Origin of the sequence: Flavobacterium sp. 11, assembly GCF_002754315.1 — a bacterium.
Classification (GTDB): Bacteria; Bacteroidota; Bacteroidia; order Flavobacteriales; family Flavobacteriaceae; genus Flavobacterium; species Flavobacterium algoritolerans.
In genome coordinates this window covers 1,625,334-1,640,388 of record NZ_PEFE01000001.1, presented here as the reverse complement: position 1 = coordinate 1,640,388, position 15,055 = coordinate 1,625,334, and the positions used below count along the sequence as shown (strand labels likewise).

The window sequence follows — 15,055 nt, the reverse complement described above, 5'->3', positions numbered from 1 at the left end:
ACTCAAAAGTACTACAATAAATGAAACCAATTTTAAAATTATATCGCGGCTATGCTAATGAACAGGAATTGATTGTGATGGGGCATGTTTTTAAGCCAACAACAATTCAAGAGTATAATTTTCAAAAAAAGAATCTGAAAAACGCTACTTCGGTAATTAAAATGTTTCAAATAAAAACACAGGCAAACGCCGATGTATACTTAGAACACAACAATGCCAAAATTCATACCAAAACATTAATCGACGGTTATTTTAAATTCTGTGTTCCATTAGACCAAAACACTAATTATGGATGGATTGATTACGAAGTAAGTATTGTTTACAAAAATGAATCCATAACAACCCGAGACAGCTACATTCGACCTCACAAAGGAAATTTAGGAATCATATCAGATATTGATGATACTTTTTTAGTTTCGCACACGCTGAATCCTTTGAAAAAATTATATGTTTTATTATTTAAAAACGTAAACAAGAGAAAAATCTATGAAGATGTTGTGACGCATTATCAGGCTTTAAGCACCGCAGGAAGGGAAAATAAAGAGGAATTCAATGCTTTTTTCTATGTTTCCAGCAGCGAATGGAATTTGTATCGTTTTATCACAAAATTCACCGAAATTCATCAGCTCCCGAAAGCAGTTTTATTATTGAAGGATATTAAAACAAGCCTCACTGATTTTTTCTTGACCGGCAGAGGCAATCACAATCATAAGTTTGACAAAATAAAACACATTTTAGAATTTTATCCCAATTTAGAATACGTGCTTCTTGGAGATGATTCGCAACACGATCCATTTCTATACGAGGCCATTTGTAAAATTTTTCCAGTAACCGTAAAAGCCGTTTATATTAGACAAACCGGAACTAGCAAAAAAGAAAAAGTAACTGCGGTTTTGAAAAATTTAGAAACCTTGAAAGTTTCTGTTTGTTATTTTCAGAATAGTAGCGAAGCCATTGCACACTCTAAAATGATTGGGATTATTGCATAAAAAAAGAGTTCCAAAATTGGAACTCTCTATTTTTATAAATTATCTATTTCTTCCTGAACTATTTCCCAATCTGAGAGAAGTTTGTCCAATTCTGCTTTTTTCTTATTGTATGCCGTGAAAAATTTAGCGTCTTCAATGTGTTTATCATAATTAGAAGCGAGCATTTTATCATCTTGCTGAATGTCCTTTTCTAATTGCTTGATTTGACTCTCGACTTTGCTCAACTTATTCTGCAACGCTTTCCCTTTTTTCTGATCTTCATAAGAAGCTTTGTTGCTTTCTTTAGGCGCAGCTGCTTTTTGGGCATCTTTTTTCTCCACTTCACGCATATTTTCCATATTGCGTTGCTCTAAGAAATAGTTGATATCCCCTAAATATTCTTTTATTTTTTGATCTTTGAATTCGTAAACCAAATTTGACATTCCCTGCAAGAAATCCCTATCGTGAGAAACCAGCAATAGAGTTCCGCCAAATTTTTGAAGTGCGGCTTTCAAAACATTCTTAGATTTAATATCCAAGTGATTCGTAGGCTCATCCATCAGCAAAACATTGATTGGTTGCAAAAGCAATTTACATAGCGCTAAACGGTTTCTCTCGCCTCCAGAAAGGACTTTTACCTTTTTTTCCACATCATCACCACGAAACAAGAAAGAACCCAGCATATCGCGTACTTTCATTCGGTTTGTATCTGCAGCTGCATCTTCCATGGTTTGCAACAAAGTGATTTCGCCATCCAGATATTCGGCTTGATTTTGCGCAAAATAACCCAGCTGTACATTATGTCCTAACTTGATATTTCCTTTATACTCGAATTCGTCAACAATAGCTTTAATGAAAGTCGATTTTCCTTGTCCGTTTTGTCCAACGAATGCAATTTTACTTCCACGTTCCACTAACAAACTGATATCTTTCAAAATCGTTTTATCACCGTAACTTTTAGTCACGTTTTCGGCTTCAATTACAACTCTCCCCGGTTCTTTTGAAACAGGAAAAGTAATATTCATCACCGAGTTGTCATCTTCATCCACTTCGATACGTTCTACTTTATCTAATTTTTTGATTAACGATTGTGCCATCGATGCTTTGGAAGCTTTAGCACGGAATTTTTCAATTAATTTTTCCGTTTCTTCAATCTTTTTGGCTTGGTTTTTTTGCGTTGCCAATTGTTTCTCACGAATTTCATGACGCAGTTCTAAATATTGAGAATATGGTTTATTGAAATCATACGCTTTTCCTAGGGAAATTTCGATCGTTCTGTTCGTAACATTATCCAAAAACATTTTATCGTGCGAAACAATCACCACAACTCCAGGATAATTTCGAAGGAAACTTTCTAACCAGATGATACTTTCTATATCCAAGTGATTCGTAGGCTCATCCAGCAACAAAACATCATTGGCCTGCAATAATAATTTGGCCAATTCAATACGCATTCTCCATCCACCAGAAAAAGTTTCGGTTTGATTATCAAATACGTCTCTTTTAAATCCTAACCCAAGTAAAATTTTCTCGGTATCTCCCACATAATTATAACCGCCTAATAAATCAAAACGATGGGTATAATCAGATAGGTCTTCTATGATTTGACTGTATTCATCACTTTCATAATCCGTTCTTGTAACTAACAAGTGATTAATCTCTTCGAGCTTTTTCTCTACAATTTTAATCTCTGTAAAAGCTTCGTATGCTTCTTCCAAAACTGTTCTTCCTTGTTCAAAATCAATATCCTGACGCAAGAATCCCATACGAAGATCTTTCTCTTGAGAAATAACACCTGAATCAGGAGCAAAATCTTTAGCCAACATTTTAAGCATGGTAGATTTTCCCGCTCCATTCTTCCCTACAAGACCCACACGGTCTCCGGCACCCAATCGAAAGGTAACTTCTTCAAACAAATAAGTACCACCAAACGAAACGGATAAATTGTGTATATTAAGCATGTATTGTTATTTTATTCCTTTTCGAATGTGTAAATTTGTAACTCTAAGAAAGGAAAAATTAAATTTTTTGCAAATGTTAAAAAAAGGATCCAAATTATATAGCATTTTAACAGGAACTTGTCCTAAATGTCAGAATGAGAGTATGTATTTGGACAAAAATCCGTTACATTTCAATAAAATCTTGAAAATGCATGAAAATTGCAGCCATTGTGGTTTAAAATATCAAATTGAACCTTCCTTTTTTTATGGTGCAATGTATGTCAGTTATGGATTGAATGTCGCTGTTGGAATTGCAGCTTTTTTAATCTCATTTGTAATCTTTGGCTCCAGCCTAAAAGTGGCTTTTATTGCTATAATTGCATCACTTATTGTCTTATTCCCATTTGTCTTGCGCTGGTCCAGAAACATTTACATCAATATGTTTGTTTCGTATGATCCAAAAACGAACCAAAAATAATATTACTGCTGCCCTTTAGGCAGAAATCTTTTAATATCAATTTCTTTATTTAGTGGAACTTGATATTCTATATTTTCAAATAACGCTTTTGCCATTGCCGGTCCTAGCATAACTCCTCTGGTTCCCAAACCATTGAGAATATGTATGAATTCATAATTCCTATGTGTCCCCACTAACGGTCTTCTGTCCTTGACCGTTGGTCGAACGCCAGCAAAATGCTCGACAATTTCAAAATCACACGTAATAATTTCCTTTATTCTATCTACTAATTCTGTTTTTCCTTCCTCAGTAGGTAAATCCGTTTTATCTTTCCAATTATACGTTGCGCCAACTTTGAATAAATCATTCCCAAGTGGCAAAATAAACACACTCGTATTCACAATTACATCTAAATCTAACTCAGGTGCTTTAATAATAAAAAGCTCTCCTTTGGTTCCGTCTAAGGGCAACTGATTAAAATAAGGATTGGCATGCATCCCAAAACCTTCCGCAAAAATGATATGCTTGGCGTGAATATTTTTATATTGAATACCGTCAGAATTAATTATTAAAGCATCATAATTAAAAGATTCTTCTTGAAACAAATTGTTATGCTTCAGATGCTCTCTGTATTTATTTAAAAGCAAAGCGGTGTCTACATAGCCCGTTTGTAAAACTTCGCCATAACCATAAGGAGAATCAATTCCTATGTACTTTTTAGAAATCAACTCTGTTGACAAAAAAGGAGCAAGCGCAACTTTATCCGAAGCGGCAAACCAATTATTCTGTTCTTCAACGGAAAAGAATTTTCTTAAAATAGGACTTTTGAAATCAACCTTACAATTTAGTTTTTTTTCTAAAAGAGTATAAAATTCATTCATTAAAACTAATTGCTCTTGAGCCTGCCACACCTCGCTAAAACGTTTTAAAATAACAGGATTATACAAACCTCCAGCAATTTTAGATGAATTTTGAGAATTATTATCCAAAACAAAAATAGATTTATTATTCCGCAAAGCAATCTCTGCGAATGAAATACCTGCTAAACCAGAACCTATAATTAAATAATCAATCATTTGAAATTATACCTTTTAAATAAGTGCAAAGTAAACACATTAAAACAAAAAAACTCTTACCATTACAGTAAGAGTTTTTTAATATATTTTAAAACCGGTATTAATAATTCCACATATCTTGTTCGAAATTGCGAATTTTTTCTTTTACTCTTTCCGATTCTAATAATTGATTTTGAGCGTTATCTTTCATGTATTCTTCAATAGTTCTATCGCCGTATACATTTTCTTCTTTGTAAATGACACTATTAAAACGCCTCGAGTTTAATATTTGATCAAATGAAACTGGCATCGCTGAATTTTTATCATTGAACGCTTTTGCTTCATGCAAAACATCTCTTGCAGCTGGGAAGAATACCCAAAACAATTCGATATAATCCTTTTCATCACTGTTCATTGTATAAACATCCGGAGTTACAGGGCAAATTCCCAATAAACGATACTTCAATTCACTCTGACGTTTGTCAAAATACCAGTATCCTTTAATTTTATATTGGGTTACATCTTGAGCAGCTAAGTCTTGTCTTAAAATATACTCATCAGATATTTGGTTTCCAGCATTAATTTGTTCTCTACCTGCGTCAGTAGTATCTATACGAGTCAATGAAGTTTGAATATCTTGCATTGATTTTTTGGTATTAAAATAACTATCGGTGTATACCTCAGTAATTTTACCATTTTTCAAAGCTTTTGTAAGCACATCATACAAAGACCTTCTATCAGAACCAATATTTGAAGTATCAATAGGAAAATACAAAGCAAAATTAATTTTTTCACTTAAGTCAATAATTTCCCATGTGGTCTTACCCATTAAAACATCTCTATCATGCACATAACCATAGACTAATGGTTTATCATTATCTGAAATGAGTTGTGCCGCAGTTTTAAGTCCTATTTGGTCAGGAGTTTTTGCATTAAGCAAATTAGACTGTCCAAAAGAGGCGAAACTTCCCGTAATAGAGACAATAGCGATTAAAAAATTTCTTACATTCATCATGGTATCATAATAAGATATTGAAGTAGGTCAAATATAAACTTACTTATTATTTATTGTATTTCAAAAATTACTGGAGCAGTTCTTGGCAATAAATAGCTACCTGCACCTACAAGTTTTGTTTTTATTTCAGAAATAGTAACTTGATCTCCTCTAACTGCTTTTGAAAGTACAGCATTACACTGTGCATTCAACTTGTTTCCTGTAACAACTACAGTAGGCTGACCAGTTACTTTTAAATTAAATCCAATTACGTTTAATCCAACTTCAAAGTCGAAATCAACTAATTTAGCTCCAATTGTAGCAATTTGTAAATTTGATTTAGGTCCTTTTACAACACCCATTTCTCCTCTAATAGTTCCTGTTGGACCAGGAATACCTTTTATTCTAAAGGTTTTCTTGTCAGAAACTTTAGACCCGTCAGGAAGTGCACCTGTTACATTAATAACCACTTCAGAACCTGAACCTGGACTCATATTGTATTTACCACCACCTGCAGAACTTAATCCTGGAGCGCTAGCAGAAACTTTATCAGCAGAAACTCCTGCAAAAGAAATAGTCATTGGATTTACAACACCTCTGTAAACTACATTCATTTTATCAGCAGAAATAGTAGCCGATTTTGGTCTCGCAACAACAACATATTTATCTTTAATAGGTAAGCTAACTACTTTCCCATTCTCATCAAAATTAAATGAACCGCCAATAGCATGTTCTCCAATATTACCAGCTCCAAAAGAGAACTTAGCTTGACCCGCTTGCGCTTGTACACTAGATCCATTAACAATAACAGATTTTGCTTTTAATGATGGATCAAATTTACCTAGAATAATTTTTCCTGTTACCGCTTCTCCTTGAAAGAAAACAGATTTATCAAGAACTACAATAGGTTGGTAAGCTGTAAGTGATGCTGCAGCAACTAAGTCCGACTGGAACATTCCTGTCATTACATCGCTTTCAGTAGTTTTGATATCAGCTTGCAATTGAGACAATTTAGTAATTGTAGCAATAAGTGGATATCCCTTATAGTTGTAATCAATCCAATCTAATTTAGCACCTGCTTTTTCAGAATAAACTGGTTTTGTAGCAAATCTAGCTTCAATCTTTTTCATTTCAGATTCAGCAATTGAACTTCCACCAATCGCTTTTATTTGAGTTGAGAAATTATTGATTTTATCTAAGAACTCTTTACCTTGTTTAGAAACTCTATCTCCAGTAAAGAACATTCTGTCAATTAAATCTCCTTTATCCATTTGCTCGTATGGCAAATTTCCTTCGGCATCTCTTTCAAATTTCGTAGTAACCTTTGTTTTGATATTTTCTATGTAGTCGTTAAACTCTTTAGACAAAGCTCTAATTTTTTCAACTTTAGCTTTTTTATCACCAAATTGCCCTGGTTGATCCACTGCTTTTTGAGCTAATTGTTGAAATGAACTTTCATTTCTAGTATCAGTTATAGAGTTAGACTCTACTATTTTATTATTTAAAATCCCAAAAGCTGATAATACCTCTTTGGACATATTTAATGCTAACATCGCGATAAAAACCAAGTACATTAGGTTAATCATCTTCTGTCTAGGGGTTAGTTTTCCTCCTGCCATATTTTCTACTAATTAGTTTGTTGTTTTTTTATAGTTTGAAACTAATTATCCTTTATTACCCATTGCAGAAAGCATTCCACCATAAACATTGTTCAATGAAGCAATATTTGCAGTCATAGATTGCATTTGTTCTTTTAATTTCCCTGCATTTTCAGCAATTTCTTTATTTGCTTCAGCATTTCTTGAAGCACTTTCTAATTGTACTTTGTATAAGCTGTTTAAAGATTCCATCTGTGCCGCAGCCATAGACAATTCTTCACTGTATTTTTTAGTTGCAGAAATAGAATCTACTGTTGGAGCAATTCCTTTGGCAGCTGATTCAAAATTTTTGATACTATTCCCTAAGCTTGCCATTAATTCTCCATCAATTTTAGCGTCTTTCAACATCGCATCCAATTTTTGAGATAACAATCCTTGAGTATCAGCAGGAGCTTCAACTTTTTTCTTAGATTCACCTTTTACTCCATTTGCTAATTCAGGATAAACTAATGTCCAATCCAATTCATCATCAACTGGTTCAAAAGCAGAAAGAGCAAAGATTAAAGCTTCAACAACAAGACCTATTGTAAGCATTAAATTCCCTGTTATAAATCCAAATTCAATGTGTGTAATTTTGAATAATGCTCCAATAATTACAACCGCAGCTCCCATACCGTATGCGAAATTCATTTGTTTTTTACTTAGTAATGCCATAATAGTTTTTTTTTAATTTAATAGATATAGATTTGGTTTCTTTTATTTATTTCTTTTTCCCGTTACCGGTGGTTTGAAGTCCCATGTAATCTTGAACTGTTCTAAAACCGATATAACTTCTTGCAGAATCTGCATATTCATGATCACGAGTACTCACTTGAAGGAAGTAAGCAACATCTTTCCATGAACCACCACGAACCACTTTTCTTTGATTTTTATAATCCTGAACATTCGGGTTCATTGAAGAAACATATTCGTAAGCATTTGGATCATATGATGAATCAGTCCACTCAGAAACGTTTCCAGCCATATTATAAAGATTATAACCATTTGGCTCATAGGATTTTGCTTCTACAGTATACAAAGCTTCATCAGCCGCATAATCACCTCTGTTAGGTTTAAAATTCGCCAAGAAACAACCTCTGTCATTTTTAGTGTAAGGACCACCCCAAGGATAAGTAGCTGATTCTAAACCACCTCTTGCTGAATATTCCCATTCTGCTTCTGTTGGCAATCTGAAAGAGTTTATTAAATCGTGACCTTTCTTTTTAGATTTTATGTAGGTGTTTTTATTTAAAGTTCTCCAAGCACAAAAAGCTTTTGCCTGAGTCCATTTAACTCCTACAACTGGATAATCTCCGTAAGCTTTATGCCAGAAATAATCATTGTGCATTGGCTCATTATAAGAATAAGCATAATCTTTAATCCAAACCGTTGTGTCAGGATATACTTTTACTTCTTCTGTTCTGATGAAGTTTTTTCTATTTCCAACTTTAGCTTTTGCAGCTGCTTGAATGTCCATCCAAGAATAACGGAATTTTAATTTATTTACATCTATAGTTCTTAATCCATTGTATGAAGCCTCTATTGGCAAATACATTGAATCCATTACTTCGGCGTAATATGCATCTGGATACAACTTAGTATCCTTGATTAGTTTCACTTTCTTGTTAAGCTTTCTTCCTGCATAAGGATCATCAGCAGTACCTACACTATAATAATTATCATACATGTATTTATCATAAGCTGTCATCTTTTCAGGATCTGAATCATTAAAAGCAAAATCACCAATACTTCCGGCATTTTTACCTTTACCTTTAGGATCTCCCGCACCAGCAGTCTGACCACTTTCATCAGCAAGAATAGCTAATCTAACTCTCATAGTAGAATCTTTTACCCATTCTACAAATTGACGGTATTCACTATTGGTAATTTCCGTTTCATCCATATAAAATGAACGAACAGTAACAGTTTTTGTAGGAGCATCTTCCACATTAGCTAAATCACCATCTGATTTACCCATAATAAAAGCACCACCAGGAATTAAAGCCATTCCATAAGGCTTTTCAGGATGCCATTTACCTCCATTAATACCAACTAATTCTCCTTTATCGCTTGATTTACCACAGCCGATTAAAAGGGCCAAAATTGACGTATATGCAATGAACTTCTTCATATAAATTTGGTTATCTATTCATTATTTTTAAGTGTGTAAACCTATTTATTATTTATTAATAAAACAATATTTTTGTTATGAAATTAATTTGAGCTCAAAAATAATGTTAAATAAAATACAAAAAAAATATTTTGTCGATAAAATGCTAAAATAATCGATAAAATACACAAAAATCGATTTTTTTATCTGTTTTATAATGTTAAGCTTATAAAATCCATTAATTTTTAAACAATTTTCAAGGACAGAATTGTAAATGTAAAATAATGATTACAAAATATTCTTTCGTTGTGCTTTCCACCATCTTTCAGGCAATTCTTGGTTGCATGCCAATAAATATTCTTCATAGGAACATGGTAATAACGTATTTCTTTTTAGTTTATTATTAACATTTGAAATAAATGGAATTTCTATCCACCATCGATCCGTTTTATCACTTTTATAAAAAACAAGTTCCTCTTCTTCTAATGGAACAATGTATTTTAAATAATTCTCTTTGCTTCCAAAAGGATACTCATTAGAACGATAATGAAACCCTTCTATGAAATACCAAATTATCTGTGCGATGATGACAGATTCTTGTGCCGAATTATTATGATTGAATATTCCAAATGACGATACTTTATCACTTATTCCCGCATATCGTGACAAAGAACAAATTTCTTTTCCATTAAAACCATTTGGTGCAAACGAAATAAAATTTCCAGAATCAGATGATTTAACCGAATTCAAATCAATACTTACTAAATCAGCATCTCTAAAAACAGGCTCCGAAATAGAAATATTATTAGAAACTTCCCCTAATCTATAGGCATCAAAAAACAGTTTTTCTATCAAATCTATTTCTTCCTGCGAATTAAAATACGTTTGATACCCAATATTACAATAATTGAAAAGATTATTAGGCTCGTCTACAATTATTTTTGTCAAATAAGACGAAGACGAGACTTCCTCTTCATCCTTACCAAAATCAAATTTATTATCAATGGAAACTAGATTGACCATTTGTTCCAAATCATCGTAAGCTCTATAGAGCGCGTACGTCAAATCTTGAGAACCGCCAATAACTATGGGAGTTATTTTTTTCTTGATTAAACTTGCAACCACTTTTTTTAAGGCAAAATAAGTGTCTTCAGCAGAATTTCCTGCCAGAATATCACCTAAATCAGCAATAGAAGCATCCCAATTCCCTGGAAACAATCCGTAAAGCTCTTTTCTAAGTGGTATTAAATCTACATCCGAAACAGCTTTTTTGTCTCCTCGATTTTCTAAAACGCCTATTACAGCAATTTTAATCTTATTTAAATCCGGAAACTGTTTTTCTGTATGCAGCACAATTTTACTTCCCAATTGCTGAGAAGTCAATACGTTTATATAAGCAAGGATTTCATCATCTACGGGTTTCAGAAAATCAAATTCCATTTTATTTCTTTTTTTTCCTCTCCACAACCCTCTTCAGAGGAGAGGGAAGGTAAGAATGGAATGTGTTTATACTTATTTCTTCTTAACAGCTGCTTTCTTAGCTGCTGGTTTTTTTGTCGCTGTTGCTTTCTTTGCCGGTGCTTTTTTTGCTGGTGTTTTCTTGGCAATCATTTCCTGAACTTCGGCTAATGTCAATTTTGTGGCATCAACATCTTTACTTAATTCAATTTTGATTTTACCTTTAGTAATTACCGAACGTCCCCAACGGGCTTTTTCAACTAAAATTCCTTCTTCTTCCCAATTATGTAAAACCTTATCAATATTCTTTTGCAATTTATCTTCAATCAAGGCTTCAATATCCGATTGAGAAAGATTATCAAAGTTATACTTTTTACTCACATTAATAAACAAACCGTTCCATTTGATAAAAGGACCAAAACGACCCACACCTTTCTGTACACCTTCTCCTTTATAAACTGCTATTGGCGCATCGGCGGCGGCTTTTTCATCAATTAATTCCTGAGCTCTTTCAAAATCTACATCTAGAGGATTTTCTCCTTTTGGCAACGAAACAAAAGCGGCTCCGTGACGAATATATGGACCATAACGACCATTACTCACCTCAACTTCTTCTCCTTTATATTCTCCAAGATTTTTTGGCAACAAGAATAAATTCAAAGTTTCCTCTAAAGTGATGTTTCCTATATTTTGATCTGCCATTAAACTGGCAAATTTTTTCTCTTCATCATCGGCAGCTCCAATTTGTGCCATTGGCCCAAATTTCCCTAAACGCACCGAAACTGGTTTCCCTGTTTTTGGATCAGTTCCCAGAATTCTTTCACCGCTTTCTCTATCTGCATTCGCTTCTACATCTTTCACAGTTGGGTGAAATTTATCGTAGAACTCTTGCATCATTTTTGTCCAAACGATATTTCCTTCTGCAATTTCATCAAAATCCTGTTCCACTTTTGCAGTGAAATTATAATCTAAAATGTTTCCAAAATTCTTAACCAAGAAATCTGTAACAATAGTTCCAATATCTGTAGGAACTAATTTCCCTTTATCAGAACCTGTATTTTCTTTCAGTAACTTCTCTCCTACTTTCCCGGATTGTAAAGTCAATTGCGTATAATTACGTTCTTGACCGTCAAGATTTCCTTTCTCTACATAATTTCTGTTGATAATAGTAGAAATTGTTGGCGCATAAGTAGAAGGACGACCAATTCCTAATTCCTCTAATTTTTTTACCAAAGAAGCTTCCGTATATCTTGCTGGTGGTCTAGAATATCTTTCGGTTGCTGAGATATAATTGTTTTGTAATTTTTCGTTGACTTTCATCGCAGGCAACATTCCTTCTTGCTCCTCTTCATCGTCATCATGACCTTCCAAGTATACTTTCAAGAAACCTTCAAAAAGCAAAACTTCTCCAGATGCCGTGAATATTTCACCGTGATTATTTGCTTCAATTTTCACGTTAGTACGTTCTAATTGTGCATCACTCATTTGCGAAGCCAATGTTCTTTTCCAAATTAAATCATACAAACGCGCTTGATCTCTGTCGATATCTACCGTATGTCTTGACATATCCGTAGGACGAATCGCCTCATGCGCTTCCTGTGCTCCTTTGCTTTTATTGACAAAAGTTCGAGGTTTAGAAAATTCTTTTCCGTAGGATTTGATGATTTCCGCTTCAGCTGCTTCCATTGCATCTTTAGATAAGTTCACACTATCCGTTCTCATATAAGTAATAAGTCCGGCTTCGTACAAACGCTGTGCGAGTTGCATGGTAATTCCAACAGGCAAATACAATTTACGGGCGGCTTCTTGTTGCAAAGTCGAAGTTGTAAAAGGTCCAGTTGGTGATTTTTTGGTAGGCTTCGTTTCTAAATCGGCTACCTTATATGTAGAACCTATATTTTTATTTAAAAAATCTTCGGCTTCTTTTTTAGTATTGAAATTTTTAGGCAGTTTGGCTTTGAATGTTTTTCCAGATTCGTTAGTAAATTCAGCCACAACAGAATATGTTGCAATGGCTTTAAAATTCTGAATTTCTCTTTCACGCTCTACAATCAAACGAACAGACACTGATTGTACACGACCCGCAGAAAGTCCCCCTTTAATTTTTCTCCAAAGTACAGGCGACAATTCATAACCAACTAATCTGTCCAAAACACGACGTGCTTGTTGTGCATTAACTAAATTATAATCGATTTCTCGTGGATTATCAATTGCTTTTAGAATCGCAGTTTTAGTAATTTCGTGAAAAACAATTCGCTTGGTTTTGGTTTTGTCTAATTTTAATTCTTCGGCTAAATGCCAAGAAATAGCCTCACCCTCGCGATCCTCATCACTTGCTAACCAAACCATTTCGGCTTTTTTTGCTAATCCTTTTAATTTAGTGACCAACGCTTTTTTATCGGCAGAAACTTCGTATTTGGGTTTAAAACCATTTTCCACATCTACACCAATTTCTTTGGAAGGTAAGTCAGCAATATGCCCATAACTGGACTCTACTTGAAAATCACTTCCTAGAAATTTCTCGATTGTTTTTGCCTTTGCAGGGGACTCAACTATAACTAAATTCTTTGCCATTGCTCTATTTTTCTGGGACAAAAGTATCTAATTTTTTTAAATATTGGGCTTTAGATTTTATTTTTGAATTATTTCACAATCATTAATAGGTAAGTTATTGACATACTCGACTGTTTTTTAGCCTCGACTATAGTGAAAAGCCCAGAGCAAAAAAGTAAAAGTTCCCTGTTCTAAAAAAGCGAACAACGGAAGCTTTTTTTTAGGACTTTGGAAACTTTACTTTTTTTGTGAGTCCCGAAGGGTTGGGATTGTAACGGAAAGCGGGACACAAGCAAAGCGAACTGACGAAGTAAATAGCTCCCCAGAAAAAATGCCTTAAAATAGTGTTAATTCTTAATCTGACATCTTGTCATATTTATTTGAATTGCGTTATCTTTGTGCTTTGAAAATACATGATGGAAAAGATTATTGAAGAAAGTAAGCAAGGCGAAAGTCTTGTTCTGGAGAATAAACCTGAGAACACAAAAAAACTATTTATAGAAAGTTACGGTTGTGCGATGAATTTTTCGGACAGTGAAATTGTAGCTTCTATTCTATCCGGAAACGGATACAATACAACGCAAGTTCTGGAAGAAGCCGATTTAGTTTTGGTCAATACCTGTTCTATTCGGGACAAAGCGGAGCAAACTATTCGCAAACGTTTGGAAAAATATAATGCTGTAAAACGTATTAATCCAAAAATGAAAGTGGGCGTTTTAGGCTGTATGGCGGAACGATTGAAAAGTCAATTCCTTGAAGAAGAAAAAATCGTTGATCTTGTTGTGGGTCCTGATGCCTATAAAGATTTACCAAACCTTTTACTGGAAGTAGAAGAAGGTCGTGATGCGATTAACGTGATTTTGTCGAAAGACGAAACCTATGGTGATATTTCGCCGGTTCGATTGATGAGCAACGGAATTACCGCTTTGGTTTCAATTACTCGTGGTTGTGATAATATGTGTACGTTTTGCGTGGTGCCGTTTACCCGTGGACGTGAGCGCAGTCGTGAGCCTCAAAGTATCATGAAGGAAATTCAAGATTTGTGGGACAAAGGGTTTAAAGAAATTACACTTTTGGGACAAAACGTAGATAGTTTCCTTTGGTATGGTGGCGGATTGAAGAAAGATTTTGAAAATGCTACCGAAATGCAAAAAGCTACGGCAGTTGATTTTGACCAATTACTGGAAATGGTAGCTGTTGGTTTCCCTAAAATGAGAATCCGATTTTCGACCTCTAATCCACAAGATATGCACGAAAGTGTTTTGCATGTGATTGCGAAACATCCTAATATTTGCAAACACATTCACTTGCCGGTTCAGTCCGGAAGCAATAGAATTTTGAAAGAAATGAACCGTTTGCACACGCGTGAAGAATACATGACTTTGATTGACAAAATCAGAACTATTATTCCAAACAGTTCGATTTCACAGGATATGATTGCTGGTTTCCCTACAGAAACCGAAGAAGATCATCAAGACACTTTGAGTTTGATGGAGTATGTAAAATATAATTTTGGTTATATGTATTCGTATTCAGAACGTCCGGGAACATTGGCAGGAAGAAAAATGGAAGATGACGTTACCGAAGAAACGAAAGCAAGAAGATTACAGGAAATTGTCGACTTACAACAAAAACACGCTTGGTTTCGCTCTGAGGAATTCATTGGACAAACGGTAGAAGTTTTGGTAGAAAAAGTTTCAAAAAAATCGACAGAAGAATTTTCAGGAAGAAATTCACAAAGTATTACGGTGGTTTTTCCGAAAGAAAATTACAAGATTGGGGATTTTGTGAATGTGAGAATTATTTCTTGTACCAGCGGAACTTTGAAAGGAGCAGCAGTTGGTTTGAGTGAGATGAATTAAGAAAAGTTTAAAATTTAAGGT

Annotated in this window: 11 protein-coding genes; 3 read left to right on the top strand and 8 right to left on the bottom strand. The window is 34.2% G+C overall.

The genetic code is table 11. From position 1 onward, the window contains the following. Nucleotides 1–20: 20 nt before the first annotated feature. Nucleotides 21–989 carry an App1 family protein gene (locus CLV00_RS07165; protein ID WP_099714475.1) on the top strand — a complete coding sequence of 323 codons (969 nt, stop codon included), beginning with the start codon at nucleotides 21–23 and terminating at the stop codon, nucleotides 987–989. 32 nt (nucleotides 990–1,021) lie between these two features. On the opposite strand, the gene CLV00_RS07160 is transcribed toward CLV00_RS07165, so the two are convergent. Continuing rightward, the gene (locus CLV00_RS07160) at nucleotides 1,022–2,929 is read right to left on the bottom strand and encodes an ATP-binding cassette domain-containing protein (protein WP_099714474.1); all 1,908 of its coding nucleotides are present in this window, start codon (nucleotides 2,927–2,929) and stop codon (nucleotides 1,022–1,024) included. 73 nt (nucleotides 2,930–3,002) lie between these two features. Here CLV00_RS07160 and CLV00_RS07155 point away from each other — a divergent pair, with 73 nt between their 5' ends. Continuing rightward, entirely contained in the window at nucleotides 3,003–3,386 is a 384-nt protein-coding gene (locus tag CLV00_RS07155) for a DUF983 domain-containing protein (RefSeq protein WP_099716272.1), read from the top strand. 2 nt (nucleotides 3,387–3,388) lie between these two features. Here CLV00_RS07155 and CLV00_RS07150 read toward each other — a convergent pair whose 3' ends face one another. The 7 genes from CLV00_RS07150 to topA form a co-directional block, all read right to left on the bottom strand. Then, nucleotides 3,389–4,441 carry an FAD-binding oxidoreductase gene (locus CLV00_RS07150; RefSeq protein ID WP_099714473.1) on the bottom strand — a complete coding sequence of 351 codons (1,053 nt, stop codon included), beginning with the start codon at nucleotides 4,439–4,441 and terminating at the stop codon, nucleotides 3,389–3,391. Between the two features lie 100 nt (nucleotides 4,442–4,541). Then, complete coding sequence (gene gldN, locus CLV00_RS07145; RefSeq protein WP_099716271.1) at nucleotides 4,542–5,432, bottom strand: gliding motility protein GldN; 891 nt, start codon at nucleotides 5,430–5,432, stop codon at nucleotides 4,542–4,544. Between the two features lie 53 nt (nucleotides 5,433–5,485). Continuing rightward, nucleotides 5,486–7,033: a gliding motility protein GldM gene (gene gldM / locus CLV00_RS07140; protein ID WP_099714472.1), complete on the bottom strand. Its 1,548-nt coding sequence runs from the start codon at nucleotides 7,031–7,033 to the stop codon at nucleotides 5,486–5,488. A 45-nt stretch (nucleotides 7,034–7,078) separates the two neighbouring features. Beyond that, a complete protein-coding gene (gene gldL / locus CLV00_RS07135; RefSeq protein WP_099714471.1) occupies nucleotides 7,079–7,726 on the bottom strand; it encodes a gliding motility protein GldL in 648 nt (215 codons plus the stop codon). A 46-nt stretch (nucleotides 7,727–7,772) separates the two neighbouring features. Further along, the gene (gene gldK, locus CLV00_RS07130; RefSeq protein WP_099714470.1) at nucleotides 7,773–9,182 is read right to left on the bottom strand and encodes a gliding motility lipoprotein GldK; all 1,410 of its coding nucleotides are present in this window, start codon (nucleotides 9,180–9,182) and stop codon (nucleotides 7,773–7,775) included. A gap of 267 nt (nucleotides 9,183–9,449) precedes the next feature. Further along, the gene (locus tag CLV00_RS07125) at nucleotides 9,450–10,601 is read right to left on the bottom strand and encodes a formimidoylglutamase (RefSeq protein WP_099714469.1); all 1,152 of its coding nucleotides are present in this window, start codon (nucleotides 10,599–10,601) and stop codon (nucleotides 9,450–9,452) included. A 72-nt stretch (nucleotides 10,602–10,673) separates the two neighbouring features. Continuing rightward, nucleotides 10,674–13,193 (bottom strand): type I DNA topoisomerase, encoded by a 2,520-nt coding sequence (topA, locus tag CLV00_RS07120; RefSeq protein ID WP_099714468.1) that lies wholly within the window; start codon nucleotides 13,191–13,193, stop codon nucleotides 10,674–10,676. Between the two features lie 395 nt (nucleotides 13,194–13,588). Here topA and miaB point away from each other — a divergent pair, with 395 nt between their 5' ends. Further along, entirely contained in the window at nucleotides 13,589–15,034 is a 1,446-nt protein-coding gene (gene miaB / locus CLV00_RS07115; protein ID WP_099716270.1) for a tRNA (N6-isopentenyl adenosine(37)-C2)-methylthiotransferase MiaB, read from the top strand. Nucleotides 15,035–15,055: the final 21 nt, after the last annotated feature.

Bases quoted from the DNA above. Each gene is read 5' to 3' on its own strand.
- CLV00_RS07165 (WP_099714475.1), top strand. From the start codon at position 21: ATGAAACCAATTTTAAAATTATATCGCGGCTATGCTAATGAACAGGAA.
- CLV00_RS07160 (WP_099714474.1), bottom strand. From the start codon at position 2,929: ATGCTTAATATACACAATTTATCCGTTTCGTTTGGTGGTACTTATTTG.
- CLV00_RS07155 (WP_099716272.1), top strand. From the start codon at position 3,003: ATGTTAAAAAAAGGATCCAAATTATATAGCATTTTAACAGGAACTTGT.
- CLV00_RS07150 (WP_099714473.1), bottom strand. From the start codon at position 4,441: ATGATTGATTATTTAATTATAGGTTCTGGTTTAGCAGGTATTTCATTC.
- gldN (WP_099716271.1), bottom strand. From the start codon at position 5,432: ATGAATGTAAGAAATTTTTTAATCGCTATTGTCTCTATTACGGGAAGT.
- gldM (WP_099714472.1), bottom strand. From the start codon at position 7,033: ATGGCAGGAGGAAAACTAACCCCTAGACAGAAGATGATTAACCTAATG.
- gldL (WP_099714471.1), bottom strand. From the start codon at position 7,726: ATGGCATTACTAAGTAAAAAACAAATGAATTTCGCATACGGTATGGGA.
- gldK (WP_099714470.1), bottom strand. From the start codon at position 9,182: ATGAAGAAGTTCATTGCATATACGTCAATTTTGGCCCTTTTAATCGGC.
- CLV00_RS07125 (WP_099714469.1), bottom strand. From the start codon at position 10,601: ATGGAATTTGATTTTCTGAAACCCGTAGATGATGAAATCCTTGCTTAT.
- topA (WP_099714468.1), bottom strand. From the start codon at position 13,193: ATGGCAAAGAATTTAGTTATAGTTGAGTCCCCTGCAAAGGCAAAAACA.
- miaB (WP_099716270.1), top strand. From the start codon at position 13,589: ATGGAAAAGATTATTGAAGAAAGTAAGCAAGGCGAAAGTCTTGTTCTG.